The organism is Pseudarthrobacter sp. NIBRBAC000502770, from assembly GCF_006517815.1.
Classification (GTDB): Bacteria; Actinomycetota; Actinomycetes; order Actinomycetales; family Micrococcaceae; genus Arthrobacter; species Arthrobacter niigatensis.
In genome coordinates this window covers 2,024,560-2,049,682 of record NZ_CP041198.1, presented here as the reverse complement: position 1 = coordinate 2,049,682, position 25,123 = coordinate 2,024,560, and the positions used below count along the sequence as shown (strand labels likewise).

The window sequence follows — 25,123 nt, the reverse complement described above, 5'->3', positions numbered from 1 at the left end:
CATGATCTTCCTTGACGCCGCCGCCACCACCCCGGTCCGCCGTGAAGTGCTGGACGCCATGTGGCCCTACCTCACCGGTGGCTTCGGCAACCCCTCCAGCCACCACACCCTCGGTGAAGCGGCGGCTGCGGCCCTGGCACAGGCGCGGAGGACGGTAGCAGACGTCCTTGGCTGCCGGCCCGGAGAAGTGGTGTTCACCTCCGGCGGAACCGAAGCGGACAACCTCGCCGTCAAAGGCGTAGCCTTGGCCCGGCAGGCCGCAAACCCGCTGCTGGACCGGGTGGTGATCAGCGCCGTCGAACACCCGGCAGTGGAGGAATCCGCCCGGTACCTGGAACGCTTCCACGGCTTCTCCGTTGACGTGGTGCCCGTGGATTCAACCGGGCGGGTGACGCCCGAAGCACTCGCCGGGGCGCTTCGCCCGGAAACGGCGCTGGTGAGCATCATGTACGCCAACAACGAGGTCGGCACCATCCAGCCCATCGCCGCTCTGGCCGACGCGGCCCGCGCCCACGGCATCCCTTTCCACACCGACGCCGTCCAGGCCGCCGGCTGGCTGCCGCTCGACACCCGCCCGCTGGGGGTGGATGCGATGAGCATCTCGGGGCACAAGCTGGGGGCGCCCAAGGGCTGCGGCCTGCTGTTTGTCCGGAGCCGTACGCGCCTGGAACCGGTCATCCATGGCGGCGGCCAGGAGCGGGGTCGCCGGTCCGGGACCGAAAACGTTGCCGGCGCGGTGGGGCTGGCCACCGCCCTTACGCTTGCCCGGGACCGCCAGGCAGGGGAGCAGGCAAGGGTTGCCGCGCTGCGGGACCGGTTCATTGCTGCCGTGCTGGCAGGAGTGCCGGACGCCGTCCTCACCGGGCACCCGTCCGAACGGCTGCCGTCAGTGGCCTCGTTTTGCTTCCCCGGAACCAGCGGCGAATCGGTGCTTTTGGAGCTCGAACGCCGCGGCGTGGTCTGCTCCAGCGGCTCGGCATGCGCCGCCGGCTCAGACGCGCCGTCGGCCGTGCTCACAGCCATGGGTGTTCCGGCCGAGGTGGCCCAGACGGCGGTCCGCTTCAGCTTCGACGCTGCCGTCACGCGGGAGGACCTCGACGCCGCCGCAGCTGCCGTCCAGGCGGCTGTCGCCGGCATCAGGAACCTGGGCGCCGGCCAGGGCCGGTAGCCCTCCCGCCGTCCGGAGTCCCAGGTCCGGTGCCCTAGCGGTGCCGTGCCCGGCGGAAGATCCAGTGCCGCAGCATGCTGAAGCGCACCGCGGTGGCCAGGAAACCGGAGAGCGTGGTGGCAACCAGTTCGTCACCCACGCTGGCGTCCGGGTTGAACCAGTGCAGCACTCCGAGGCTGCTGCCGGTAATCACCAAGGCCACGGCAATCACCACGACGCCGTTGAGGTGGTCGCGGAAACGGCGTTGTTCGCCGGTGATCTTGAACGTCAGCCGGCGGTTCAGTGCGGTGTTCAGCAGCGACGTCAGGACCAGTGCCACGGCGTTGGCCAGCTGGGCGCCGAGCCACGGGCGCAGCAGCGCGTAAAGCCCCAGGGACGCCGCGGTGCAGATGACCCCGACGCCGGAAAAACGCAGCAACTGCCGGATGACCGGAAAGCGCAGCACACCACGGTAGTGCTTGGTGGCGGGAAATTGCCGGGACGCTGTTTCCGTGACGGCGGGAGCGGACAGGCCTTCCCTCACGCGGTATTACCGGTAACGGCCGGCATTAATACAGCTCGCCCACGGGGATGTCCACTGCAAGCCGGTTGGATGGCCCGGGCAGCGGACAGGCCCATGCCTCGTTATAGGCGCAGGAGGGGTTGTAGGCGAAGTTGAAGTCCAGGACGAACATGGCATCCGGCCCGGACCCCTGGACCCCTTGGAATGCGCCCTTGATCGTGTCCAGCAGGTAGCGCCCCGCCCCGTAGCTGCCGCCCGGCTGGCCCGCCGTGGCATCGCGGAACGGAACGAAGATTCCGCCCCCGTATCCGTGGATTTTCCACACCCCCAGCTGGCCCATCTCGGGAAGGTCGAAGGTGCCAAGCCGCACGAGGTTCACCACGCCGTCGGTCCCGGTGTCCACGCTCAGCTCCCGGCCCGCGCCTTCCTTGGTGAGCGGGACGTGGAACCGGTAGATGGGGTCATAGTCCGCGGTCTTCAGGCCGGAAAAGCGGGCCTTGTCCGCTGCGGTCAGCGCCGAAGCCGGATGAGTGGCGAACATCAGGTCCCGCTGGTGGCGCCAGTAAGAGTGGGCCTCGGACGGGTTATCCGCGGAGATCCGGCGGACGTTGTCGTAAAGCGCAAAGGTCCGCAGCCGCCAATCGACGATGTCCAGGGCCGAAATGTCCGCGGGGTTCTCTTCGGCTGCGCCGTGCTGCTCTTGCGACATAACCTCCAGCCTAGTCCCAGCCCGGAGTGGCAAATGCCCGACGGCGACACGCCTGCGCCCGCACCGCGGCCGGCGGCAGGGGGACGGTCCGGCCGGGGGACGGCGTCAGGTGCCGGAAACACCGCCACGGCAGGCGGGAAAGAGAGGAAAGGCGCCGTTAGGCTGGCGTCATGACAGGTGCGCCACTGAAGTCTGTTCTTTCCGGTATCTCCCTCGCGGCTGCAGCGGTCCTGCTGGCAGCGTGTTCCGGGCCGCAGGCAGCCGGCCCAGGATGGACGGCTCAGCCGGACCCTTCTGCGGTGCCGGTATCCGGAACAGCCACGTCCGGAACAGCCCCGCCGGCCGGGGCCACGTCACCGTCTCCGACCGCCTCCGGCGAGCCGCAGCCGGTGCCCACTGCAACGTCTTGGAAGACCTTCTCCGATCCCGCAGGAACCGTCAGCTTCGACCTCCCGGTGGACTGGATCGCCCAGTCCGTGGCCACGGAGGAAGGCGTCCTTCCCGGCGGACTGAAGGTTGACGTGAAGAGGCCCGACGGGACCTTCATGGCTTCGCTCCGGACGGGACTGCCGTCGTCGTCCGTTGACTGCCCGGACGCCGCACAGCACCCGTACACCGTGATCAGCAGCGTGCCCTTCGACCTCGCCGCGCAGGACGGGGAGGGAACCATCCCGCCCCGCATGGTCTTCCGGGTGATCCAGGGTTACCGCTATTTCGGTTCCTACGGCATCACCAACCTGGTGGGTGGCACCGACGGGAAGGCGTGCGAGCTGCGCAACGTGGTGCGTGGGCCGGCCGGGAAGGGCGACTACTCGTTTGGGGACCTCGTGGCCCTCAAAGCCTTTGCTCCGGATGAAAAGGTGGCCCCGGCAAAGGCGTTCGACACCCTGGGCCAGGCGGCCCAGTACGTCAACGGGAGCCCTGACTTCGCCAATGTGCAGCGGATGCTAATGTCGCTGAAGGTCAAAAACTAGTCGCGCTGCCCGCGGCCCACCAGGTGACGGGGCGCCCGACTTGCCTTCCACCCCCAACACCCCCGGAGATTCATGGAACGCTCTGTTTCCGCCCGCCTCGCCTTCAGGACCATCGCCAACACCAAGGTGGCCATGGCCGTCGCCGTGGCGAGGAACAGCGGCTACTCATCCTTTGCGGAGTCCCTGTCCGTGACGGCGGGGGGAGCGGAGGTTCCCCTCAAGGAGATATCGGACCACCACGGGGGCCGGTTCCACTACATGGAATTCGCCGAACCCACCGAAGTCACGGTGGAATATTCGGCCACGGTGGCCGGCCGCGCCGTGCCCGAAGAAGCGGACCTGGCCGACCGCATCCGCTATGTACGCCCCAGCCGGTATGCAGAGTCTGACAGGCTGCTGCCGACGGCCTATGCGGAATTCGGCGGAGTCCACGGGGCGGACCTGGTGCATGCCGTCCGCGACTGGGTCAACGGCGAGCTGCGGTACATCAGCGGCTCCTCCCGTGGCACGGATGGCGCGGTGGAGACGCTCCTGAGCAGGCGGGGCGTTTGCCGGGACTTCGCGCACCTGGCCATCGCCCTGCTGCGGTCCAAGGACATCCCGGCCCGCCTCGCGGCTGTCTACGCCCCCGGCCTGAGTCCCATGGATTTCCACGCCGTGGCGGAAGCCCATGTGGAGGGTGCGTGGCACGTCATCGACCCCACGGGGCTTGCCCCGCGGGAGTCGATGCTGCGCATTACTGCCGGCCGTGATTCGTCGGATACGGCTTTCCTTTCCACGGTGGGCGGAAGCCTGGTTTTGAACCAGCTGCGCGTGACCGCAGTGGTGGACGGGGACCTTCCGGCTGAGGACCCCGCCCGGCTGGTGCAGCTGGGCTAGCGCTTCCCCAGCGAGTTCCGCAGCTTGTCGGTAAGCCGCATGAGCTCTTTCTGCTCGGCGGCCGTCAGTGCCGGTCCCACCAGTGCCGAGATGTCCCGGACATGCTCGCGGCCAATTTCCTTCTGGAGTTCGCGGCCCTCGTCCGTCAGCTTGAGCAGCACGCCGCGGCCGTCCTCCGGCGCCGGCATCCGGGCCACGAGGCCGCGCTTCTCGAGCCGCTCCACCAGCCGGCTCAGGCTGGACTGGCTCAACAGGACGTTATCGTTGAGCTCGTTGAGCCGCAGCCAGCCGGACGGGCAGCGGGAAAGCGTGAACAGGACGTCGTACTCGTTCACCGCAAGCTTCCGGAATGCGGGCCCTGACTGCAGCTTCCGCATGACGGCTACCTGCGCCCGGAACAGCGATTCCCAGGTCTCCGCCGCCAGCCGCACCGGCGATTCCTGTCCTCCGGCAGCCATTACGCCACCGGGGTTGAAGTGCCGGCATCCTGCGACGCCAGCAGGGCGGCCACGCGGCCTGCGTGGGTGGGCGGTTCCGGAACGTGCGCAGGCTTCAGCGCTGCGTACTCCTTCCGGAGGACCGGCAGCACTTCCTCGCCGAACAGGTCCAGCTGCTCCAGGACGGTCTTGAGCGGCAGGCCGGCGTGGTCAATAAGGAACAGCTGGCGCTGGTAGTCACCGAAGTACTCGCGGAAGGCCAGGGTCTTCTCGATGACTTCCTGCGGGCTGCCCACGGTCAGCGGTGTCTGCGAGGTGAAGTCCTCCAGCGACGGGCCATGGCCGTAGACCGGTGCGTTGTCAAAGTAGGGGCGGAATTCCTTCACCGCATCCTGGGAGTTCTTGCGCATGAAGAACTGTCCGCCGAGTCCCACAATCGCCTGGTCGGCCTTGCCGTGGCCGTAGTGCTCGTACCGCTCCCGGTAGAGGCCGATCAGCTGCTGGTAGTGCTCCTTGGGCCAGAAGATGTTGTTGGCGAAGAAGCCGTCACCAAAGTACGCGGCCACCTCGGCGATCTGCGGCGTGCGGATGGAACCGTGCCAGACGAAGGGAGCCACACCGTCCAGCGGACGGGGGTGGAGGTGAAGTTCTGCAGCGGTGTGCGGAACTTGCCGGACCAGTTCACGGTGTCCTCGTCCCACAGCTTGCGCAGGAGGCTGTAGTTCTCGATGGCCAGCTCTACGCCGTCCTGGATGTTCTTGCCGAACCACGGGTAGACCGGCGCGGTGTTGCCGCGGCCCAGGACCAGGTCGACGCGGCCGTCGGCCAGGTGCTGGAGCATGGCGAAGTCCTCGGCGATCTTCACCGGGTCATTGGTGGTGATCAGCGTGGTGGCCGTGGAGAGGATGATGCGTTCGGTCTGCGCCGCGATGTAGGCCAGCGTGGTGGTAGGGGAGGAGGAAAAGAAAGGCCGGTTGTGGTGCTCGCCGATCGCGTAGACATCCATGCCGATTTCCTCGACTTTTTTGGCGATGGCAACCGAGGCCTTGATGCGCTCGTGCTCGGTGGGGGTACGGCCTGTGGTGGGGTCCGTGGTGATGTCGCTGACGCTGAAAACACCGATCTGCATGACGTGCCTTTCCGTTCCTGGACTTGCTGGGCTTGGTTCCAGTGTAGACCAATTTAGATGCGTTTGCATCTATTGACTTCTGTAACACCCCGCCGCGGGGATTATTCCCCCGCGGGGAACACGTGCCCGGACGCGGCGATGCCCGCACCACGGGGTGGTGCGGGCATCGCCGGAACGCAGGCCCTATTCGGCACCGCCGGGGGCCGCCCGGCGCCCGCTGACCTTGGGGACCTGGCCGGTGGTCCAGTCCCTGAACTCGGCGTCGATGTCCGAACCGGGTCCACCCTCAGGGCGGGCCTGCAGGTCCCGCAGAAGCGCCTTCTTTTCCCGCCGGCCTTCCACCAGCCGGTAGAGCACGGGAACCAGGACCAGGGTCAGGGCCGTGGAAGACACCAGGCCGCCAATCACCACCACCGCCAACGGCTGGGAAATGAACCCGCCGCCGCCCGTGAGGCCCAGTGCCATGGGGGTCAGGGCGAAGACCGTTGCCAGTGCCGTCATGAGGATGGGCCGGAGGCGCTGCCGGGCGCCGTTCGTGATGGCATCCGCCACGTTCATGCCGGGCCGGCCGTCGCGGGGCTGCCGGTACTGGTTGATCAGGTCGATCAGCACGATCGCGTTGGTAACCACGATTCCCACCAGCATCAGCATGCCGATCAGTGACGGCAGTCCCAGCGGAACCCCGGTGAGCAGCAGCAGGGCCACGGCACCGGTAGCCGCGAACGGAACCGAGACCAGCAGGATCAACGGCTGCACGAGGGACTTGAAGGTGGCCACCATGATCACATACACGATGGCGATGGCCGCCAGCAGGGCCAGGCCAAGTTGCCGGAAGGATTCGGCCTGCTGGGTGGTGGCACCACCGATAGTGGCAGTGACCCCCGGCGGAAGCTGGACGTCAGCGAGGCGCTTTTGGACTTCGGTGTTCACGGCACCCAGGTTGGAGCCCGACGGCGTGATGGACACCTTGGCGGTACGCTCGCCGTTGCTGGCGGTGATGGAGACGGGGACGTCCACCTGCTCGACGGCGGCGATGCTTCCCAGCGTGACCGGCCGGCCGGCCGCCGGAAGCGGGATATTCCGGACGGCGTCGATGCTGGTGAACTTGGTGCCCTGGCCAATGCGGACGGGGAAGTCGTTAGTGTCGATCCGCACCGTGCCTGCCGGGATGGGGCTGATCGTGGAGGCCAGCACGCCGGCCACCTGCTCCTCGTTCAGGCCGGCCGCCGCGGCCTTGGCCCGGTCCACCTTGACCTGCACCACCGGGTTGCTGGCAGCCAGGTTGCTGGCCACCTCGCTGGTGCCGGGCACCCCAGTCATGGCGGCAACCATGGTGTCGCTGGCCGACTGCAGGTCCGCGCTGGTGGCAGCCTTCAGCGTAATGTCCACGGTGGACGAGGTGCCGAAGCCGCCCTGCTGGGTTCCCACGGAGATCTTTCCGGAATCAGGCACCTTGGCCAGCTCGGTCCGCACGGTGTCCTGGAGCCGTTCCTGGTTGGCCTTTTCGTCAGTCACCACGGTGAATGTCGAGTTGGAGGAGCCGGTGGAGGTCAGTGCGGCGAAGCCGGCCTGGGCGTTGCCCGACGTCACCTGGACGTCCTTGATGCCGTCGAGGCCGCGCAGCACGCCTTCGAGGCGGATAGCCGCCGCGCTGGTGTCGGCCAGGCTGGTCCCCGGCGGAAGCACCTGGCGTACGGTCAGGCTGTTCTGCCCAGAGTTCCCCAGGAGGTTGGTGGCCAGCAGCGGCGTCATGGCACCGGTGGCACCGAGCACCAGGACAGCCGCCACCAGGGTGATGACGGGGTGCTTCTGCGTGGACCGGAGGATGGGCAGGTAGCCGCGCTGCAGCCGGCTGCGCTGCTCGGCGTCGTGGGCCCTTGCCTTGGCCTCGTCGGCAATGCGCCGCGCCTCGGGGGATCCTGCGGCCGCGCCGGCGGGGCCGCCCTTGGGGTTCTTCAGGAACCAGTAGGCCAGCACCGGAACGATGGTCAGCGAGACCAGCAGCGATGCCAGCAGCGCCATGGTGACCGTCAGGGCGAACGGCCGGAACAGTTCGCCTGCCAGTTCGCCCACGAAGGCGATGGGCAGGAACACCGCCACCGTGGTCAGGGTCGAGGCGGTGATGGCCCCGGCAACTTCCCTGATGGCGGTGAGGATCGCCGTCGACTTTTCCTCGCCGTAACTGAGGTGCCGCTTGATGTTCTCAATGACCACGATCGAGTCGTCCACCACGCGCCCGATCGCGATGGTGAGGGCGCCCAGAGTCAGGATGTTCAGCGAGTAGCCGGTGGCCGACAGGCCGATGAATGTGATGAGCAGGGACAACGGAATCGAGATGGCCGTGACCAGCGTGGACCGTGCGGACATCAGGAAGAGCAGGATGATGGCCACGGCGAATCCCAGTCCCAGGAGGCCTTCGGTGGTGAGGTCCTTGATGGACTTTTCGATGAACGGGGCCTGGTCGAAGACGGGCGTGAACTTGGCGTTCGACCCCAGCTCTGCCTCCAGGTTGTTCAGCGAGTCCCGGACCGCGTGCGAGATCCCTACCGTGTCGCCCTCGGGCTTCTTGGTCACGGAGACCGCAAGCGTCTCGGCGCCGTTGGTGCGGGTAATGGAGGTGCGCTCATCGTCCTTGAGGGAGACGTCGGCAACGGAGCCGATGGTCGCTGCGTTCTTGGCTCCGGTCAGCGGCAGTGCTTTGATGGCGTCGAGTGAATCCACCGGGCTGCCGATCTGCAGCGAGAGGGTCTTGCCCTGGTCCTGGAGTGTTCCGGCCGGAACCAGGGCGCCGTTGTTGGACAGGGCGTCGCGGATGGCGGTGACGCCTACCCCCGCCGCTGCCATGGCGTCGGTGCGGGGGAGGATCTCGATGTGCTGGGAGGCGCCACCCGTGACGTCGGCGCTCCGGACGCCGTCGATCTTCTGCAGCCTGGGAACGCTGAGGCGCTGCAGGTCCGCGTTCAGTTCACTGAGCGGTTTGTCCGACGAGACGGCGAGGAAAACAATGGGGAAGTCGCTGATGCTGCCGGCGATGGCCTGCGGCTGGACGTCGCTGGGCAGGGTCCGTTTGGCGTTGGAGATGGCCCGGTCGATCTGGTTCCGGGCCCGGTCCAGGTTCGATCCGTAGGTGAACACCATGGTGATCTGGGAGACGCCGGTCCGCGACGTGGAGGAGGTGGATTCCAGCCCCTCCACGCCGTTCAGCGCCTTTTCAAGGGGGCCGCTGACCTGTTTGTCCACCACTTCGGGGGATGCCCCCGGCATGGAACTGAGCACGGTGATCTGCGGGAACTCGATCGAAGGGATGAGCTCCTGCTTCAGCGACGACATGGTGATCACGCCGAACACCGAGGCGAAGACGGTGATCAGCGCGATCAGGGCCCGGTTCGCCAGGGAAAGGTGCGCCAACCGGAACATGGGTGGTCTCCTGGGGGTCTAAGTGACTGGTACAAGCCCTGGGGGTGCCAGCCGCTGGCCCCGGCAGGGTCAGCGGCTGGCGGAAACGCTCTCCAGCTGGAGGGACTTGGCCGTGGCCCGTTCCAGTTCCGCGGCGAGGTCCGGATTCTCATCCAGCTTCACCCCATAGCCGGGCATCATGTCCTTGAGCTTGGACTGCCAGCCCTTGAAGTTCTTGGGGAACGTCTTCTGGAGCAGCTCGATCATGATGGGGACAGCGGTGGACGCCCCCGGCGAAGCGCCCAGGAGCGCACCGATGGAGCCGTCGCGGCCGGCAATCACTTCAGTGCCGAACTGGAGGATGCCGCCCTTTTGCGGGTCTTTCTTGATGATCTGTACACGCTGGCCGGCGGTGATGAGTTCCCAGTCGCTGCCCTTTGCCTCCGGGTAGTACTCGCGCAGTGCCTCCACCTTCTGGTCGTGGCGCTTGACCACTTCCTTGACCAGGTAGGCGGTGAGGTCCATGTTGTCCTTGGCAACGGCGAGCATCGGAATGATGTTGCCGGGGCGGATGGACAGGGGCAGGTCCAGGTACGAGCCGTTCTTCAGGAAGTTGGTGGAGAAGCCTGCATACGGGCCGAACAGGAGCGAGCGCTTCCCGTTGACGTAGCGGGTATCCAGGTGCGGAACGGACATGGGCGGCGCACCCACGGAGGCCTGGCCGTAGACCTTGGCGCTGTGCTGGGCGGCGATGGTCTCGTCCGTGCAGCGGAAGAACTGGCCGGAGACGGGAAACCCGCCGTAGCCCTTGCTTTCGGGGATGCCGGAGGCCTGAAGCAGGTGCAGGGCGCCGCCGCCGGCGCCGACAAAGACGAATTTGGCGTGGATCTTGCCGTGCTCGCCCGACTTGGGGTACTTCAGCGCCAGGTCCCAGCCGCCGTCGGACGCGCGGGAGATCCCGGTAACGTCGTGGCCGTAGTTGATTTCGACGCCGTTGTTACCAAGGTACGTGGTCAGTTCACGGGTCAGTGCGCCGAAGTCGACGTCGGTGCCCTCGGCCGCGCGGGTGGCCGCAATGCGCTGCTGGGGGTCGCGGCCCTTGACGATCAGCGGTGCCCATTTGGCGATCTGGGCGTGGTCCTCTGAGTACTCCATGCTCCGGAACAACGGGTGGGGCTTCAGTGCCTCGTACCGGGTCTTCAGGAAGCGGGTGTGGTCTTCGCCGATCACGAAGCTCATGTGCGGGACGGTGTTGATAAAGCCCTTGGGCGAACCAATCAGGCTGTTGTCCACCAGGTGGGACCAGAACTGGCGGGAAAGCTGGAACTGTTCGTTGATGAGCAGCGCCTTGGCGGGGCTGACCGAGCCGTCTTTGGCCGCGGGCGAGTAGTTCAGTTCGCAGAGGGCGGCGTGGCCCGTTCCTGCGTTGTTCCAGGGGTCCGAGCTTTCCAGGCCGGGCTGGTCCAGCCGCTCGAACAGGGAGATGGTCCAGGTCGGCTCCAACTGCTTGAGGAATGCCCCCAGCGTGGCGCTCATGATGCCGCCGCCTATCAGGACAACGTCGGCGTGTGGGGTCTTGGAAATGAAGGTCACGATCAGTCTCCGATTGCAGCGGCTCTGGCTGTCACAGAATATCCCCGCCCGGCCCTCTTACTGAAATTGGCCCGGGCCGTCAAGGCTTTAGCTGCACCTTCGTGAAAACTTCATTTAAGACAGGCGACGCCGGGTAGCTGAGCACGCGGTCCGAGAGTGCAAGTGCGGAGATGGGGAAGGCGATGGGAACAGCCGGCACCGTCGCGGCGATCTGGGTGTTGATGGTGTGATAAAGGTCATCCCGCTCCTTCCCTTCAGGAAGCCCGCGTGCCCGGTTGATCTTCGAGAAGACCTGGGGATCCTGGTACCCGAACTCGCCGTTCTTCTCCCCGAAGAGTGGCCCGACGAAGTTGTCCGCGTCCGAATAGGACCCGTTCCAGCCAAGGATGTGGAGGGCATGGTCGCCGGCAGACTGGACCTTCTGGAGGTAGCCGTTGGACCAGTCAACGGGCACGGGCCTGATGTTGAAGCCGACGGCGGTGAGCTGCCGGCTGAGTTCGGCGTACACCTTTTCGGGCGTGGGCAGGTACGGGCGGGTGACGTTGAGGGGGTAATAGAACTTCAGTTCTTCCCCGGCGTAGCCGCCCTCCTTCAGGTAGTCCTTTGCCTTGGCAGGATCGTGCCCGAGTTCAGGTGCGTCGTTGTTGAACCCGCTGATCTTGGGCGGAACAAACTGTGTGGCCTTGGCGGTGTTGTCGATAAAGAACTTCCGGATCAACGTCTCCTTGTCGATCGCAAGCTCCACCGCCTGCCGGATCTTCTGGTTCTGGAGGATCGGGACGTCCTGGTTCAAGCCCACGTACATCACCGAGAACGGGTCGCGCTGCACGATTTGCTTGCCGCGCTTGACCAGCTGGTCGAAGTTCCCCACGGTCACGGCGTCGTAGCCATCGATCTTGCCGTCCAGCAGTGCCTGCAGGCGGGTCTGGGGGTGGTTGTAGGCCAGGAAGTTGATGGTGGCGATCTGGCCGCGGTCACCCCAGTAGGCCGGGTTGCTGGCCAGGGTGACGTTGTCGGTGCCCCAGGCGGCAAGGGAGAAGGGGCCGGTGCCGACGGGGTTCGTGGCGAAGGCTGACATGGCCTGGCCGCCCCGGTTCTGGTCCAGGACGTCCGCTTTGCCGGAGGCGAGGGCTGCCGGGGAGGCCATGGCAAAGGCCGGAAGGGTCAGTGCCGGCAGGAAGGCGGTGAATCGCTGCGTGAGGTCGATCTGGACCGTGTCCGGGGCCAACGCGGTGCAGCTCTTGAAGATCGACAGCCCGGGCTCGTCGGAGTGTGCCTTGAATACGCCCTTGAAGGAGCTGCCCGGTGCCTGCTTCCGCAGCTCGGCAGGGAAAGCGAACCAACGGTTGAAGTTGGTGCAGACGGCGTCGGCGTTGAAAGGGGTGCCGTCCTGGAAGGTGACCCCGGTGCGGAGCTTGAAGGTGTAGGTGCGGCCCTCGTTGGATTCGTTCCATTCCGTCGCCAGCAGCGGAGTGGGCTTGCCGGTAGTCTGGTCAACCCCCACCAGGCCTTCGAGGATCTGCCGGGTGATCCGCTGGGACTCCACATCGTTGGACAGGGCCGGGTCCAGCCCCAGGGGCTGCGCCGCGGTGCCGAAATTGAAGGTGGCCTGCGGCTCAGCCGGCGGGGAACTGGGAGTGCCGGAGGTGGGGGAGGGGGACGGCAGCCCTGTGCACGACGTAACGCCCAGCGCCATGAGGACGGCGCCGGCCTTGATGACCGTCCGCCGCGATGTACTGCTGGGCACTCGTTTATCACCTCTGGATGCTGCCGGCTCCGCCGCATGCGGGCCGGAATCCAGTCTAGGGGACGGCGCCCGTGGCCGGCCCCAGGCCAGCCTGTGACGCGCCAGGGCCGGGCCCGCCGGTTGAAGTGGCGGGCCCGGCCCTGTGTGGGGGTCTGGTGGGGCCTACTTGGGCATGAGGACCGAGTCGACCAGGTAGACGGTGGCATTCTTGGTCTTGACGCCACCGCAGACCACGTTGGCGTTGTCCACCTTGAGGTTGTCGCCGCTGCCGGTGACCGTGACGGAGCCGCCCTCTACCGTGGCGTGCGTACCGGCGATCTTGTCAGGGGTGATCTGGCCGGGAACCACGTGGTAGGTGAGGATCTTGCTCAGCAGGGCGTCGTCTGTCTTCAGGGTTTCAATGGTGGCGGGGTCGATCTTCTTGAAGGCGTCGTCCACGGGCGCGAAGACGGTGAATTCGCCACCGTTGAGCGTGTCAACCAGGTTCACCTTGGGGTTCAACTTGCCGGACACCGCCGCGGTGAGCGTGGTGAGGATGGGGTTGTTGGAGGCTGCCACGGCCACCGGATCCAGCGCCATGCCCTCTACCGAGCCTGCGCCGGTGGGTACCTGCTTGGCGTAGGCGGCGCAGCCGGGGCCAACCAGGTTTGCTGCCGGGTTCATGGCGCCCATCGAGGAACCTGCGGACGGCGAAGCCATGCTGGAGCTGGACGGGGACGCCATGCTGGAGCTGGGGGCGGATGACATCGGCGCCGAGGACGCCGACGACCCGGAAGTGCTGCCGGAGCCGCCGCAGGCGGTGAGGCTGAGCAGAGCGGCCGCTGCAACGCCTGCGACGGTGAAAGTGGTGCGCTTGAAGGTCTGCATTTCAGTACTCCTTGGATCGTTGAGCCTGCTGCCCTTGGAGCGTGTCCGCGGCTTGCAGTCTGACTATGGGGGTAAGCACCTGCCCTTGGCTGGTGTCTCAATGGCTATTCGCCGGGTGGGCCGCGGCGGATGGGTGATCCATGGATTTTTCTATTCGGGGCACGAATGGGCGGCAGCCGGAGTTCGTCCTTTAACGCAGGAATCCCCCGGCCGGAGCCGGGGGATTCCCAGTGTGCGCAAGGGGGGACTTGAACCCCCACGCCCGAAGGCACAGGAACCTAAATCCTGCGTGTCTGCCAATTTCACCACTCGCGCAAGGCTTGCCGGCTGAACGCGAAGCGTTCGACGGCGGATGCCAGAGTCCATTGTAGCGTTGCGTCGGGCGGGGTCTCCGGCGGGCCGTGGCCGGGTCAGGAGTCCAGGCTGAGGTCCCGCCTGAGTTTGGCCACGTGGCCGGTGGCCCGGACGTTGTATTGGGCTAGCGCCACGTTGCCGTCCGGGTCCACCACGATTGTGGAGCGGATCAGGCCTTCGTAGGTCTTGCCGTAGTTTTTCTTTTCGCCCCAGGCGCCGTAGGCCTCCGCCACGGCGTGGTCAGCGTCGGAGAGCAGTGGGAAGGTCAGCGACTCATGTGCGGCGAACTTTGCCAGTTTTTCGACCGGGTCGGGGGAGATGCCAAGGACGTCGTAGCCGGCGGCCTGCAGGGATGACAGGCTGTCCCGGAAATCGCAGGCTTCCTTGGTGCAGCCCGGGGTGGAGGCCGCGGGGTAGAAGTAGACGATGGTGGAGCGGCCGGGGCGGGGAGCCAGGCTGACGCCCTTGCCGGTGGAATCCTGCAGGGTGAAAGCGGGGGCCTTGTCGCCGGTAACGAGTCTTTCAGCCATTGTTTTTCTCCTTGTTGCGGGCGGGACACAACAGCCTAGTAAGCAGGTGGAGCGAGTGCTAATCGGCATTTGGCTATACTTGCTGCTATGCCTGATATGGATCACTGGCCCACAGGGCGCCTTCTGTCCACTGCTGCGCGACTCGTTGAGCACTCCTGGAACGAAAAACTGGGCGCCATCGGCCTCACCCATGCCGGTGTTATCGCCATCGAGGTCCTTGCCGCGCAAGGGCCCATGACCCAGGCCCAGCTTGCCCAGTACGTGCGCGTGCAGGCCCAGACCATGGGGAAGACCCTCAGCCGGCTTGAGTCCCACGGCCACATCGCCCGTGTCCGCAGCACCTCGGACCGCAGGAGCCACGTGGTTTCCCTGACCGAGCAGGGCAAGGAAGCTGTTGCCCAGGCCGTGGAGATGGAGCGCTCCGTCCTCGCATCCTCCTCTATTGACCCTGATCTGCTGCGCCAGGAGCTGAAGGCAGTAGTCCGGGAACTGGCCAGCCAGTTCTCCACGACTCCCAGCAATGCCGGCGCCCTGATGGACAACGCCGCCAAGTAGTCGTTCACGCGGCAGCCCGCATAAGAAAAGCGCGGCCTGGCTTCCCGAAAGCCGGCGCCGCGCTTTTTTGTGCCCCGCGCCCGATAATCCCGACAATGGGGCAGAAAATAAAACAGCCCCCGGCTTGTGTTTCCACAAAGCCGGAGGCTGTTTTCCCAGTGGTGCACCCCCCGGGACTTGAACCCGGAACCCATTGATTAAGAGTCAATTGCTCTGCCAATTGAGCTAGAGGTGCATCTTTTTGCTTCCATCCCCGGGCTTTTTCTTTTCCGTTGATCTCCGCAACGACATGAAACTCTACACGAACTTTCGGTGCAAGTGAAATCGGCCGTTCCCAAGGTTCCTGGTTCAGTGCAGGGGCCGCAAAACCAGCGCGAAATCAGGGTTTTCGCCGTTCGTGAGCAGCCACAGGCTCCCGCCGGGTGCCCGGATGACGTCCCTGATCCTGCCGTACTCTCCTGTGAAATAGGCCACAGGAGTGCCGGCTTCCTCCGCCTGGAGCGGCACAGCCCAAAGCCGTTCGCCCCGGAGCGCACCCAGGTAGGCAATTCCGCCGGTTATCTCCAGCCCGCTGGGCGAGGAATCGCGCGTGGAGGGCCAGACGACTTTCGCGTCCTGGAACCCGGCGCGGTGCGGTGCCCCGGTGACTTCCGGCCAGCCGTAGTTGGCCCCCGGAAGGATCAGGTTGAGCTCATCATCCACATCCGGGCCGAACTCGCTGGCCCACAGCCTGCCTGTATCGTCCCACGCCAGGCCCTGCACATTTCGGTGGCCCAGGCTGTATACCGCGTTTCCGAACGGGTTGCCGGGCGCAGGGCTGCCGTCAGCGCGGAGTCGGAGGATCTTGCCGCCAAGGGCCGTGGGGTCCTGGGCCTGCTCGCGTCGCTGCGCGTCTCCGGTGCCCACGTAGAGGAAACCGTCCGGGCCGAACCGGATCCTTCCTCCGTTGTGGGTGCCGGCTTTTGGAATTCCGGAAAACACGGTTTGGGGGAGCCCCATTGACAGGGAACCGCCCGCGCCGGCATCGACGGTGAACCGGACCACCCGGTTGTCATCCTGCGTGGTCAGGTAGGCGTAGAGGTAGTGGTCGGCGTCGAACTGCGGGGACAGTGCAAGCCCCAGCAGGCCTCCCTCTCCTGCGGGTGCCACGCCAGGCACTTTCCCGAGGGTTGCGGCCCGGCCATCACGGACAGTTTTCAGGAGGGCGGTCCCGCGCTCGGAAATGACGGCGGTGCCGTCCGGGAGGAACACCGCTGCCCAGGGCGTGTCCAACTGCAGTTCCAACCGTTCCTGAACCACGGGCGCGGCAGGGACGGGACTTGTTGCGGCTGATTGCGTGGCCGGGGGAGCCGGGCTGGCGACGGCGGCTCCCGGGGTTGTCATGCCGGCCGCCGACTCCGTGCCCGGAGCGGGCGGCTGCGGTGCGCCCGTGCAGCCGGCCAGCACAAGGCACGCGGACAGACAGGAAAGGCCCGCCGCTATGCGGCAGGCCTTCACCCTCTCAGAGCCGTTTGCGCCGTGGAGCGCGGAAGCCCGCGGCCTCCGCATGCGCGGCAGATTCAAACCAGACTTCCGCCCGGGTCTGCTCATAGTCCGGATGTCCTTCTTCGTAGTACACCATCGCGGTAGCGTCGCCCTTGACCGTGTAGTCCGCCGGTCCACTTCCGTCGGGGCCCGGTGCGGCTGATCCTTCTCCGTAAGGCTCATCGGCAGCCAGGTGTCCGCCAGGTTCGACGGCCACTGTGCCCTGTGCCTGGGCGAAGTCCTGTCCCGGCCCGGAAGGCTGCTGGTGGTGGTCCGCCCCGTTTTCCACCAGCGCGGAGGACTGGGTCCGGTCCAGGGTTTCGGCCGTCCCGGCATCTTCCACGCCCTCCACGGCCGCCGTTTCTGCGCCGGGAAGCGTGGGGGCGTGTGCTGCCGTGTACTCGTTATGGTGGACCGGCCGGGCACCTGCCGCGGCCTGTCCGGACACCGCTTCAGTTCCGGCGCCCGGCTCCGACGGTTCGTGCTGCGCAGCGGCCGGTGCACCGGAAATTGACGATCCGGACCGGGAGCCCGCGTTGCCGGCTTCGGACCACTGGGTTTCCCATTCAGCCTGGTCTGCGGGTTGGTCCCCATCCCGGCGGTCAACGTGCGCTCCGGTGCCGGCCGAAGTGCCCGTCCGGGAAATGCCGGAGTCCTCCGGGGCGACAGAGCTGGATGTCACATCCTGGGTTGGGGCGGAAACCGGTGCCTCGGCCGCGGCCGAGGCGGAGGATTCCGCGGGTTCTTCCGCAGTAACGGGTGCGGCCGGCTCTGCGGCTTTGCCGAACCCGGCCGCTGTGGGGATGCCGGTGGTACCCGCAGCAGCGGCGGAGGCTGCAGCGCTGCCCCCTTCCAGGGCTCCGTCGGCACGGGGAGCGTCAGTCTTTGCGCCGGCTGCCGGGCCTCCTGGAGCGGTGGAGGACTTGTTGCGTCTGAGCAGCCACCACACGACGGCGACGATGACGACGATGAGGATGATCCAGAAAACAATGTCCATGGCAGGCCCTTCGATACAGGTGGATTGGTGTCCTTTCCCCGACGCTACGTGGGGTGGCCACTGCTGTCCAGAGATGCCGCGGGCATGGGGGAGGACCCGCTGGAAACAGGACGGGGAGGCATCCGCGCGCCATGAGGCAGCCGTAAACCCACTGATGGGGATGCCTGTCCAGTTATTTGGCGGGAATTTCAGGAGTTTCCGAACCTTGGGGCGCCGGAGGGTCGTTCCAGCCACCGATCGGGTCCTAGACTTTCCCCTATGACTGACGCCCAGACCACAGCCGGGAACAAACCGGACATCAAGCCCCGCAGCCGCGTCGTCACCGATGGCATCCATGCGGCCCCCGCCCGCGGCATGTTCCGGGCCGTTGGGATGGGTGATGACGACTTCGTGAAACCGCAGGTGGGCGTGGCCAGTTCCTGGAACGAGATCACCCCCTGCAACCTCTCGCTGAACCGGTTGGCCCAGGGCGCCAAGGAGGGTGTCCACGCGGGAGGCGGCTTCCCGATGCAGTTCGGCACCATATCGGTGTCTGACGGGATCTCCATGGGCCACGAGGGCATGCACTTCTCCCTGGTATCCCGCGAAGTCATCGCCGACTCCGTCGAGACCGTCATGCAGGCCGAGCGGATCGACGGCTCCGTCCTGCTGGCCGGCTGCGACAAGTCCTTGCCCGGCATGCTCATGGCAGCGGCGCGGCTTGACCTTGCAAGCGTGTTCCTCTACGCCGGGTCCATCATGCCCGGCTGGGTCAAGCTGGAGGACGGCTCGGAAAAGGAAGTCACCCTCATTGACGCTTTCGAAGCGGTGGGCGCCTGCGCGGCCGGCAAGATGAGCATGGAGGACCTCACCCGCATCGAAAAGGCCATCTGCCCCGGCGAAGGCGCCTGCGGCGGGATGTATACGGCCAACACCATGGCCTGCATCGGCGAGGCCCTGGGCATGTCCCTGCCCGGCTCGGCCGCCCCGCCCTCGGCAGACCGCCGTCGTGATGAATTTGCCCGCAAGTCCGGTGAGGCTGTGGTCAACCTGCTGCGCCTTGGCATCACCGCCCGGGACATCATGACCAGGAAGGCCTTCGAAAATGCCATCGCCGTCACCATGGCGTTCGGCGGCTCCACCAACGCCGTCCTCCACCTGCTGGCCATCGCGCGGGAAGCCGAGGTCGAACTGAGCCTCGACGACTTCAACCGCATCGGCGACAGGATCCCGCACCTGGGCGACCTCAAGCCCTTCGGCCGCTACGTCATGACCGACGTCGACAGGATCGGCGGCGTGCCCGTCATCATGAAGGCCCTGCTCGACGCCGGCCTGCTGCACGGCGACTGCCTCACCGTCACGGGCAAGACCGTCGCCGAAAACCTCGATGCGATCAACCCGCCGGACGTTGACGGCAAGATCCTGCGCGCCCTGGACAACCCGATCCATAAAACCGGCGGCATCACCATCCTGCACGGCTCCATGGCCCCGGAAGGCGCCGTGGTCAAGAGTGCAGGCTTCGACGCCGACGTCTTCGAGGGGACCGCCCGTGTTTTCGAACGGGAGCAGGGCGCCCTGGATGCCCTCGACAACGGCGGGATCAAGGCCGGCGACGTCGTCGTCATCCGCTACGAAGGTCCCAAGGGCGGGCCCGGCATGCGCGAAATGCTCGCCATCACCGGTGCCATCAAGGGCGCGGGACTCGGCAAGGACGTCCTGCTCCTCACCGACGGCCGCTTCTCCGGCGGCACCACCGGCCTGTGCATCGGCCACGTGGCACCGGAAGCGGTCGACGGCGGCCCCATCGCCTTCGTGCAGGACGGCGACAGGATCCGGGTGGACATCGCCGCGCGCACCTTTGACCTGCTGGTGGATGAGGCCGAGCTCGAGGCCCGCAAGGTGGGCTGGGAGCCGCTGCCGGCCAGGTACACCAAGGGTGTGCTCGCCAAGTACGCCAAGCTGGTCCACAGCGCCAGCCAGGGCGCCTGGACCGGCTGACTCGAGTTCCTGAGGTCTCCCGTGGGGAAGATCCCCGCCAGAGGCGGAAGGGCTTAATAAGGGTTGACCCGAGGGGCCCCGGGCTGACGGCGTCCGCGCCGGAAGTTTGGGGTAGGGTCAATCCGTGGACAATGAAGTCCACATGGTGAGATGGGGTGGTCGCTCGTTGACACCCGTCTCGCCAAGAGGGAAAACTGAACGCATGACTTTCGTTACCGCCGGCATCGTCGTCGTCCTTACCAAGCGCGTGGCACATTAGCCCCTGGTAACGAAACAGTCACGCGCAAACCCCTCACCAAGCCGCCAGGCCGAGGGGTTTTTTTATTCCCACCGTTCCAAACCAGTTCCAAAACCAGAGAAGATCCACAAGGAAGAGTCCGATGAGCAAAGGATCGCCCATCAGCCCCTCGCTGATGGCCACCAAGTCCGCTGGAGCCTCCAAGGCTCCGGAACGCGCCGACCGGACGGCTGACCACGCCGCCGTCGTCGCCGACCTTGCTGCCGCCTCTCCTGTCCTTGGGCCGAACAACGTCGTACCCCCGACGGTGATGACCGGCTCGCAAGCAATCGTCCGCTCGCTCGAAGAACTCGGCGTCGACGACATTTTCGGTTTGCCTGGTGGCGCGATCCTGCCCACCTACGACCCCCTGATGGCCTCCACCATGAACCACGTGCTGGTCCGTCACGAACAGGGAGCCGGCCACGCCGCGCAAGGCTACGCCATGGTCACCGGGCGGGTTGGCGTCTGCATCGCCACCTCGGGCCCCGGGGCCACCAACCTCGTTACCGCCATCATGGATGCCCACATGGACTCCGTGCCCCTGGTGGCCATCACCGGCCAGGTTTCCAGCGGCGTGATCGGCACCGATGCCTTCCAGGAAGCCGACATCGTGGGTATCACGATGCCCATTACCAAGCATTCCTTCCTGGTAACGGACCCCAACGACATCCCGCACGTTATGGCAGAGGCCTTCCACCTGGCCTCCACCGGCCGCCCCGGTCCCGTGCTGGTGGACGTTGCCAAGGATGCCCAGGTGGGCCAGATGACTTTCTCCTGGCCCCCGAAAATCGACCTGCCGGGCTACCGGCCGGTGACCCGCGGCCACAACAAGCAGGTCCGTGAAGCGGCCAAACTCATTGCCGCCTCCACCAAGCCTGTCCTGTACGTGGGCGGAGGCGTGGTCAAGGCGCACGCCTCCGCCGAGCTGCTCGCCCTCGCCGAAGCCACCGGCGCGCCGGTGGTGACCACCCTGATGGCCAAGGGCGCGTTCCCGGACTCCCACCCGCAGCACGTCGGCATGCCCGGCATGCACGGCAGCGTTTCCGCCGTCACGGCCCTGCAGCAGTCCGACCTGCTCATCACGCTCGGCGCGCGCTTCGATGACCGCGTTACCGGCGTGCTGAAGACCTTCGCGCCCAACGCCAAGGTCATCCACGCCGACATCGATCCTGCGGAAATTTCCAAGAACCGCACCGCTGACGTTCCCATCGTTGGGTCCGTCAAGGAGATCATCCCGGAACTGACCGAGGCCGTGCGCAGCCAGTTCGAGGCTTCCGGAACCCCGGACCTCACCACCTGGTGGGCTTTCCTGAACAACCTCAAGGAAACCTACCCGCTGGGCTGGACGGAACCGGACGACGGATTGATCGCACCGCAGAAGGTCATCAAGCGGATCGGTGAGCTGACCGGCCCCGACGGCGTGTACGTGGCAGGCGTCGGCCAGCACCAGATGTGGGCCGCCCAGTTCATCAAGTACGAACGCCCGCACGCCTGGCTGAACTCGGGCGGCGCCGGCACCATGGGATACGCCGTCCCGGCGGCCATGGGCGCGAAGGTGGGCAACCCGGACCGCGTGGTCTGGGCCATCGACGGTGACGGCTGCTTCCAGATGACCAACCAGGAGTTGGCCACCTGCGCCATCAACAAAATCCCCATCAAGGTGGCTGTTATCAATAACTCCTCGCTGGGCATGGTGCGGCAGTGGCAGACCCTCTTCTACGAGGGCCGCTACTCCAACACCGACCTCAATACCGGCCATGACACGGTCCGCATCCCGGATTTCGTCAAGCTGGGGGAGGCCTATGGCTGCGCGTCGTTCCGGGTTGAACGGGAGGAAGACATCGATGCCACCATCCAGAAGGCCCTCGAAATCAACGACCGCCCCGTGGTCATCGATTTCGTAGTGAGCCCCAACTCCATGGTGTGGCCAATGGTGCCCGCCGGCGTGAGCAACGACCAGATCCAGGTTGCCCGCAACATGACCCCGGAATGGGAAGAGGAAGACTGAGCATGACCCGCCACACACTTTCCGTCCTGGTTGAGGACAAGCCCGGCGTCCTGACCCGCGTGGCCAGCCTCTTTGCCCGGCGCGCCTTCAACATCAACTCCCTGGCCGTTGGCCCCACCGAAGTGCCGGGCGTGTCCCGCATGACGGTGGTGGTCGACGCCGACGGCGACCTGATCGAACAGGTCACCAAGCAGCTCAACAAGCTGGTGAACGTCATCAAGATCGTTGAGCTCACCCCCGAATCTTCCGTACAGCGCGACCACATCCTGGTCAAGGTACGTGCGGATGCCGCAACACGCCTGCAGGTAACCCAGGCCGCAGACCTGTTCCGCGCCTCAGTGGTCGACGTATCCACCGACTCCGTCGTCATCGAGGCCACCGGCCATCCCGAAAAGCTCACAGCCCTGCTCTCAGTGCTGGAGCCCTTCGGCATCCGCGAAATTGTGCAGTCCGGCACCCTGGCCGTTGGACGGGGATCCCGCTCCATGAGTGACCGGGCGCTCCGCTCCGCCTAGGCATTGCCCCCAGGCGGGACCACGCGCCCGTAACCGCAGCACCGCAAGACCACTATCTACAACCACTCAAGAGGAGTTACGCAAGTGACTGAAATGTTTTACGACGATGACGCCGACCTGTCGATCATCCAGGGCCGCAAGGTTGCCATCGTTGGCTACGGTTCCCAGGGCCACGCCCACGCGCTCAACCTGCGCGATTCCGGCGTCGAGGTCGTCATCGCGCTGAAGGACGGCTCCAAGTCGACCGCCAAGGCCGAGGACGCCGGCTTCACGGTCAAGAACGTCGCCGACGCCGCCGAATGGGCCGACGTCATCATGATCCTGGCACCGGACCAGCACCAGCGCGCCATTTACAACGACTCCATCAAGGACAAGCTGACCCCCGGCAAGGCCCTGGCCTTCGCCCACGGCTTCAACATCCGCTTCGGCTACATCCAGGCTCCGGAGGGCGTCGACGTCATCCTGATCGCCCCGAAGGCTCCGGGCCACACCGTGCGCCGCGAGTTCGAAGCCGGCCGCGGCATCCCGGACATCATCGCCGTGGAGCAGGACGCATCCGGCAACGCCTGGGAGCTGGCCAAGTCGTACGCCAAGGCCATCGGCGGCACCCGCGCCGGCGTCATCAAGACCACCTTCACCGAAGAGACCGAAACGGACCTCTTCGGTGAGCAGGCCGTACTGTGCGGCGGTGTTTCCCAGCTGGTCCAGTACGGTTTCGAGACCCTCACCGAAGCCGGCTACCAGCCGCAGATCGCCTACTTCGAGGTACTGCACGAGCTCAAGCTCATCGTCGACCTCATGTGGGAAGGCGGCATCGCCAAGCAGCGCTGGAGCGTCTCCGACACGGCAGAATACGGCGACTACGTCTCCGGCCCGCGCGTCATCACCCCCGAGGTGAAGGAAAACATGAAGGCCGTCCTGGCCGACATTCAGTCCGGTGCGTTTGCCAAGCGCTTCATCGAGGACCAGGACAACGGCGCCGTCGAGTTCAAGGAACTGCGCGCCAAGGCCGAGCAGCACCCCATCGAGGCCGTTGGCCGCGAGCTGCGCTCCCTGTTCTCCTGGCAGCAGCAGGACGTGGACTACGTGGAAGGCTCCGCGGCCCGCTAAGGCTGCCGCGCCGCTTTTACCCCAATGGTGAGGCCGGGTTCACACTTAACAATGTGAGCCCGGCCTTTCCGTCCGCCTAGACTTGTTTCCATCCCCAGGACTGCAACGCAGAGGATCAGCCGTGTCAAAACCCGTAGTACTGCTCGCCGAAGAACTTTCCCCCGCCACCGTCGAGGCCCTTGGCCCGGACTTTGAAATCCGACAGACCGACGGCGCAGACCGTTCCCAGCTACTCTCGGCGATCAGCGACGTAGACGCCATCCTGGTCCGCTCCGCCACCCAGGTGGACGCCGAAGCGATCGCCGCGGCCAAGAACCTGAAGGTCATCGCGCGCGCCGGGGTGGGCCTGGACAATGTGGACATCAAGGCCGCAACCCAGGCAGGCGTGATGGTGGTCAACGCCCCCACGTCCAACATCGTGTCCGCCGCCGAACTCACCGTGGGCCACATCCTCAGCCTGGCCCGCCACATCCCGCAGGCCAGCGCCGCCCTCAAGGACGGCGAATGGAAGCGCTCCAAGTACACCGGCATCGAACTGTTCGAAAAGAAGATCGGCATCATCGGCCTGGGCCGCATCGGCGCCCTGGTGGCGGCCCGCCTCAAGGGCTTCGACACCAAGATCCTTGCCTACGACCCCTACATCACCTCCGCCCGTGCCGCGCAGCTCGGCGTGCAGCTGGTCACCCTGGACGAACTCCTGGCACAGTCCGACTTCATCACCATCCACATGCCCAAGACCCCCGAGACCGTGGGCATGCTGGGCGCGGACGCGTTCAAGAAGATGAAGCCGACCGCCTACGTGGTCAACGTCGCCCGTGGCGGCCTCGTCGATGAAGAAGCACTCTTCACGGCCCTGCAGGACGGCGAAATCGCCGGTGCCGGCGTGGACGTCTTCGCCAAGGAACCCAGCACCGACCTGCCGTTCTTCAAGCTCGACAACGTCGTGGTCACCCCCCACCTGGGCGCCTCCACGGACGAAGCACAGGAAAAGGCCGGCGTCTCCGTGGCCAAGTCCGTCCGCCTGGCCCTCGCCGGCGAGCTCGTGCCGGACGCCGTCAACGTCGCCGGCGGCGTCATCGCCCCCGACGTCCGCCCGGGCATCCCGCTGATTGAGAAGCTGGGCCGCATCTTCACCGCCCTGACCCACGCCTCCCTGACCCAGTTCGACGTCGAAGTGGCCGGCGAAATCTCCTCGCTCGACGTCAAGGTGCTTGAGCTCGCCGCGCTGAAGGGCATCTTCGCCGACGTCGTGACCGAGCAGGTCTCCTACGTCAACGCGCCCGTCATCGCCGAGCAGCGCGGCATCAATGTCCGCCTCATCACCACCCCCGACACTGAGTCGTACCGCAACGTCCTGACCCTGCGCGGCGCCCTCAGCGACGGCAGCCAGATCTCCGTGGCGGGCACCCTGACCGGCCCCAAGCAGATCGAGAAGCTGGTGGGCATCAACGGGTTCGAGGTGGAAATCCCCATCAGCGAACACCTCGTGGTGGTTGCCTACACCGACCGGCCGGGCGTGATCGGAACCATCGGCCACATCCTGGGCATGAACAACATCAACATCGCCGGCATGCAGGTTGCGCGCTCCGATGAGGGCGGCAAGGTCCTCGCCCTGCTGACCATCGACAGCTCCGTCCCGCAGCAGGTGCTGGACGCCATCAAGGCAGGTATCGGCGCCGAAATGGTCCGGGAAGTGGACCTGGAAGACTAGCGCGACACACCGGCCGAAACGCCGTAGCCGCTCCTCCGCGGGGGTACGACCCGGCGGATCCACGTATGATTGGCCGGTCTGCTTACAATGGCTGGGTCCTTATTCAGGACCGTAGCCGGCAGGCCGGCCAATACCTTTTGCACATCCGTCCGTCATTGCCC

Annotated in this window: 19 protein-coding genes, 2 tRNA genes and 1 pseudogene; 9 read left to right on the top strand and 13 right to left on the bottom strand. The window is 66.1% G+C overall.

The genetic code is table 11. From position 1 onward, the window contains the following. Position 1 precedes the first annotated feature (1 nt). Positions 2–1,168 carry a cysteine desulfurase family protein gene (locus tag NIBR502770_RS09830; RefSeq protein ID WP_141183383.1) on the top strand — a complete coding sequence of 389 codons (1,167 nt, stop codon included), beginning with the start codon at positions 2–4 and terminating at the stop codon, positions 1,166–1,168. 34 nt (positions 1,169–1,202) lie between these two features. Here NIBR502770_RS09830 and NIBR502770_RS09825 read toward each other — a convergent pair whose 3' ends face one another. Together NIBR502770_RS09825 and NIBR502770_RS09820 are read right to left on the bottom strand one after the other, a co-directional pair. Beyond that, positions 1,203–1,691 (bottom strand): GtrA family protein, encoded by a 489-nt coding sequence (locus tag NIBR502770_RS09825; protein ID WP_141160097.1) that lies wholly within the window; start codon positions 1,689–1,691, stop codon positions 1,203–1,205. A 25-nt stretch (positions 1,692–1,716) separates the two neighbouring features. After that, positions 1,717–2,379 carry a DUF1684 domain-containing protein gene (locus tag NIBR502770_RS09820; protein WP_141160098.1) on the bottom strand — a complete coding sequence of 221 codons (663 nt, stop codon included), beginning with the start codon at positions 2,377–2,379 and terminating at the stop codon, positions 1,717–1,719. A gap of 170 nt (positions 2,380–2,549) precedes the next feature. Here NIBR502770_RS09820 and NIBR502770_RS09815 point away from each other — a divergent pair, with 170 nt between their 5' ends. Together NIBR502770_RS09815 and NIBR502770_RS09810 are read left to right on the top strand one after the other, a co-directional pair. Then, entirely contained in the window at positions 2,550–3,353 is an 804-nt protein-coding gene (locus NIBR502770_RS09815; RefSeq protein WP_246857456.1) for a hypothetical protein, read from the top strand. 72 nt (positions 3,354–3,425) lie between these two features. Continuing rightward, positions 3,426–4,232, top strand: coding sequence for a transglutaminase family protein (locus NIBR502770_RS09810; protein WP_141160099.1), 807 nt, complete (start codon positions 3,426–3,428; stop codon positions 4,230–4,232). Here the strand turns inward: NIBR502770_RS09810 and NIBR502770_RS09805 are convergent. From NIBR502770_RS09805 to bcp, 8 genes and pseudogenes are all read right to left on the bottom strand, one after another. Continuing rightward, positions 4,229–4,690: a MarR family winged helix-turn-helix transcriptional regulator gene (locus tag NIBR502770_RS09805; RefSeq protein ID WP_141181801.1), complete on the bottom strand. Its 462-nt coding sequence runs from the start codon at positions 4,688–4,690 to the stop codon at positions 4,229–4,231. The two genes, NIBR502770_RS09810 and NIBR502770_RS09805, sit on opposite strands and share 4 nt — an antisense overlap. After that, a pseudogene (locus tag NIBR502770_RS09800) lies at positions 4,690–5,798 on the bottom strand (LLM class flavin-dependent oxidoreductase). Before NIBR502770_RS09800 ends, NIBR502770_RS09805 begins: the two are co-directional and overlap by 1 nt. Before the next feature lie 183 nt (positions 5,799–5,981). Continuing rightward, positions 5,982–9,215 carry an efflux RND transporter permease subunit gene (locus NIBR502770_RS09795; protein ID WP_141181800.1) on the bottom strand — a complete coding sequence of 1,078 codons (3,234 nt, stop codon included), beginning with the start codon at positions 9,213–9,215 and terminating at the stop codon, positions 5,982–5,984. 69 nt (positions 9,216–9,284) lie between these two features. After that, positions 9,285–10,787, bottom strand: coding sequence for a malate:quinone oxidoreductase (locus tag NIBR502770_RS09790; protein ID WP_141181799.1), 1,503 nt, complete (start codon positions 10,785–10,787; stop codon positions 9,285–9,287). Between the two features lie 79 nt (positions 10,788–10,866). Further along, complete coding sequence (locus tag NIBR502770_RS09785) at positions 10,867–12,534, bottom strand: ABC transporter substrate-binding protein (RefSeq protein WP_246839662.1); 1,668 nt, start codon at positions 12,532–12,534, stop codon at positions 10,867–10,869. A 162-nt stretch (positions 12,535–12,696) separates the two neighbouring features. After that, on the bottom strand, positions 12,697–13,401 hold the full coding sequence (locus NIBR502770_RS09780; protein WP_141160104.1) for a fasciclin domain-containing protein: 705 nt from the start codon (positions 13,399–13,401) through the stop codon (positions 12,697–12,699). 233 nt (positions 13,402–13,634) lie between these two features. Beyond that, positions 13,635–13,716 (bottom strand) — tRNA-Leu (locus NIBR502770_RS09775). A gap of 95 nt (positions 13,717–13,811) precedes the next feature. After that, a complete protein-coding gene (gene bcp, locus NIBR502770_RS09770) occupies positions 13,812–14,285 on the bottom strand; it encodes a thioredoxin-dependent thiol peroxidase (RefSeq protein WP_141181798.1) in 474 nt (157 codons plus the stop codon). Between the two features lie 96 nt (positions 14,286–14,381). Between bcp and NIBR502770_RS09765 the strand changes: the two genes are divergently transcribed. After that, positions 14,382–14,840, top strand: a complete 459-nt coding sequence (locus tag NIBR502770_RS09765) for a MarR family winged helix-turn-helix transcriptional regulator (RefSeq protein WP_141161545.1) — start codon at positions 14,382–14,384, stop codon at positions 14,838–14,840. A 159-nt stretch (positions 14,841–14,999) separates the two neighbouring features. Here NIBR502770_RS09765 and NIBR502770_RS09760 read toward each other — a convergent pair. From NIBR502770_RS09760 to NIBR502770_RS09750, 3 genes are all read right to left on the bottom strand, one after another. Next, positions 15,000–15,075 (bottom strand) — tRNA-Lys (locus NIBR502770_RS09760). A gap of 113 nt (positions 15,076–15,188) precedes the next feature. Next, complete coding sequence (locus NIBR502770_RS09755) at positions 15,189–16,223, bottom strand: sorbosone dehydrogenase family protein (protein WP_246839663.1); 1,035 nt, start codon at positions 16,221–16,223, stop codon at positions 15,189–15,191. 118 nt (positions 16,224–16,341) lie between these two features. Next, positions 16,342–17,361 carry a hypothetical protein gene (locus NIBR502770_RS09750; RefSeq protein ID WP_141181797.1) on the bottom strand — a complete coding sequence of 340 codons (1,020 nt, stop codon included), beginning with the start codon at positions 17,359–17,361 and terminating at the stop codon, positions 16,342–16,344. A 258-nt stretch (positions 17,362–17,619) separates the two neighbouring features. Here NIBR502770_RS09750 and ilvD point away from each other — a divergent pair, with 258 nt between their 5' ends. From ilvD to serA, 5 genes are all read left to right on the top strand, one after another. After that, entirely contained in the window at positions 17,620–19,338 is a 1,719-nt protein-coding gene (ilvD, locus tag NIBR502770_RS09745; protein WP_141181796.1) for a dihydroxy-acid dehydratase, read from the top strand. Positions 19,339–19,718: 380 nt separating this feature from the next. Then, positions 19,719–21,626, top strand: a complete 1,908-nt coding sequence (locus tag NIBR502770_RS09740) for an acetolactate synthase large subunit (RefSeq protein ID WP_141160109.1) — start codon at positions 19,719–19,721, stop codon at positions 21,624–21,626. 2 nt (positions 21,627–21,628) lie between these two features. Next, positions 21,629–22,141, top strand: coding sequence for an acetolactate synthase small subunit (gene ilvN, locus NIBR502770_RS09735; protein ID WP_141160110.1), 513 nt, complete (start codon positions 21,629–21,631; stop codon positions 22,139–22,141). 84 nt (positions 22,142–22,225) lie between these two features. Then, positions 22,226–23,251, top strand: a complete 1,026-nt coding sequence (gene ilvC / locus NIBR502770_RS09730) for a ketol-acid reductoisomerase (protein WP_141160111.1) — start codon at positions 22,226–22,228, stop codon at positions 23,249–23,251. Between the two features lie 121 nt (positions 23,252–23,372). Then, a complete protein-coding gene (gene serA / locus NIBR502770_RS09725) occupies positions 23,373–24,962 on the top strand; it encodes a phosphoglycerate dehydrogenase (protein ID WP_141181795.1) in 1,590 nt (529 codons plus the stop codon). Positions 24,963–25,123 lie beyond the last annotated feature (161 nt).